The sequence below is a fragment of the Candidatus Desulfatibia sp. genome (assembly GCF_036446775.1).
In the GTDB taxonomy this organism is placed as follows: Bacteria; Desulfobacterota; Desulfobacteria; order Desulfobacterales; family UBA11574; genus Desulfatibia_A.
Genome location: NZ_JAZFTO010000140.1, coordinates 1 through 2201, shown reverse-complemented (window position 1 = coordinate 2201; position 2201 = coordinate 1). Strand labels below are relative to the sequence as shown.

General features: G+C 43.1%; 2 protein-coding genes. Both read right to left on the bottom strand.

Features of this window, described 5'->3' with window-relative positions; translation table 11 throughout:
- The coding region (locus tag V3S16_RS06895; protein ID WP_413883937.1) for a hypothetical protein at positions 1-1307 on the bottom strand (1307 nt) is incomplete at its 3' end.
- A gap of 137 nt (positions 1308-1444) precedes the next feature.
- On the bottom strand, positions 1445-2201 hold a 757-nt coding region (hypE, locus tag V3S16_RS06890; protein WP_413883936.1), incomplete at its 5' end, for a hydrogenase expression/formation protein HypE.

Below are 2201 nucleotides of genomic sequence, written 5' to 3'. Positions count from 1 at the left end.
ACATTATTGTATTTTTCCTGTTTTTCAGTCCCGTGAAGCCAGAAATCAATTTCCTCTATTATCAAGTTAATTTCCTTTAGATTATTTTCTCCATATTTCTCGGCGATATGAGGGGTGATGGGAATAGTTAATTCTTCCATTTCCCTTTCCATGACCACAATATTGTAGTTGCCGGCTTTTATTTGCTGTAATAACCATGATAGCCTTTCTAAAGGAAGTCTCTTCTTGTGAATTAACTCCCTGACTTCTTCTATTAGCGTTCCTATTTGTTTTTTTGCGTTTTCGTCCTGGGTCGCATCAATCAGGGTGTTTACCTCGGCATCTATCGCACCGGTATCATAAGATACCAGCTCTCCGGTAAGCTTTTCGTAATCCTTAAATAACAGCGTGGATTTTGTGTACTCATCTCGGAAAGAATATTTAACAGCCATTTTTCTGAAGATCTTGCCAAGCACATTGTAAACATCAAAAACTTCAGACATAGTGGACACGTTTTTCTTTCCCCTCGTGGAGGCTGTTTTTCTGGTTACGGTTGTTTTCCTTTTTATATTTTCGAATTTTTCAGCAACATCAACAAAATCCTTATCGTTTTTGAATTCTTTCATAAAAGACTCAAGACTTTTACAAATGTTATATATACAACCGTTAATCTGATCATATTTGTCGGGCATGTTTTCATACGATTGGAAAGGCGAAAAAACAGAATCAACAGTTCTGAAATATTTGAAACCTTTAAAGTTCTTATTGCCCATTTTAAAACCGTTAAGAAATTCTTCAAATGAGATACGCTTCTTTTTGAAATGATTTATGCTTTCCTGGAGATCAGGCATTATGGTTTTTTCCGCATTTAGAGGGTTTCGGAAATGGTCTTCGATTATTTCAATTTCATATAGGATATTTGGAACCAAAAAAACGAATTCACTGTAAACCGCATCAATTGACTTGCTGATTTCCCTGAGGTTAGGCCCAAGCTTTGCCTCGTAATGTTTGCCGACTATGTCTTCCAAGTCTTTTCTTACCTTCCTAAGTGTATTTTCTGTTTCGACGAGTTTTACTATCTGATCGTCAACAGATACTTCGGCTAGTAATTCGCTTGAGTTGTATTCCTTTACTTGATCGTAAATACCCGAGACCATGCCTTTATTATTTTCCAAAAGACGGATTATCCTCTCTTTTTCCTGTTCTTCATCTGAATTGTTATCTAGGGTGAGTTTACAATTTGGGATTCGCTTGATAATCAAATCGTATTGCCTATTCAGAAAGTCAATTGCTTCTTTTAGAATGTTAAGTCTATGGGGGACAATCATTGCTAAACTCCAAGAAAACCGTAACTGCAGTTCTTCACGAGGGCATGGCGTACTTGTTATAACTATATATTAATACACCTTGACTTAAGCTTGAAGTAAAGTTGAGTAGCAAGTAGTATTCTTTCTTTAATTAGAAATCAACATATCCTCGGAAGCATATCGCCGGTGGGCGGTTCGATTAAGCGGTTGCCGATAAAGGCGGTCTTCATCTCGACTACGCCGGGTTCAACACCGCCGGTCTTACCGCTAACCCGGCCGATTATCGCGGCGTCCTTTCCCGCCTTGTGATTACGCATGGCATCCAGTACCTTCTCCGCCGATTCTTCGGGCACGAAGGCAACCAGCTTGCCTTCGTTTGCTATCTGAAGGACATCCAGCCCCAAAATCTCGCATATCGAGCGCACGCTTTCGTTAACCGGTATCGCCTTTTCGTCTATCAATATCCCTTTTTTCGACGAGGCCGCTATCTCCGTCAACGTCGCCGCCAGCCCCCCGCGCGTCGGATCGCGCAACATATGGATATCCGGGCAGACTGCCAGCATATCCTTAACAAGACCGTTCAGCGGCTGGCTGTCCGATTCGACCGTCGTTTTGAAATCGAGTCCCTTGCGTTTGGTCAGTACCGCCGCGCCGTGGTCGCCTATCGTGCCGGATAAAATTATCGCGTCGCCTTCCGTTACCCGTTGCGCGCCTATCTCGACGCCTTCCGGCACGAACCCGATTCCGGTTGTATTGATAAAAAGTTTGTCCGCCCCGCCGCGCGCCACTACCTTCGTATCGCCCGTAACGATCTTGACGCCGCACGCGCGCGCCGCCTCGCCCATGCTGTCGGCTATTCTTTTAAGGTCGTCGATTAAAAAACCTTCTTCGATAATGAAGCCCGCCGAGATATAG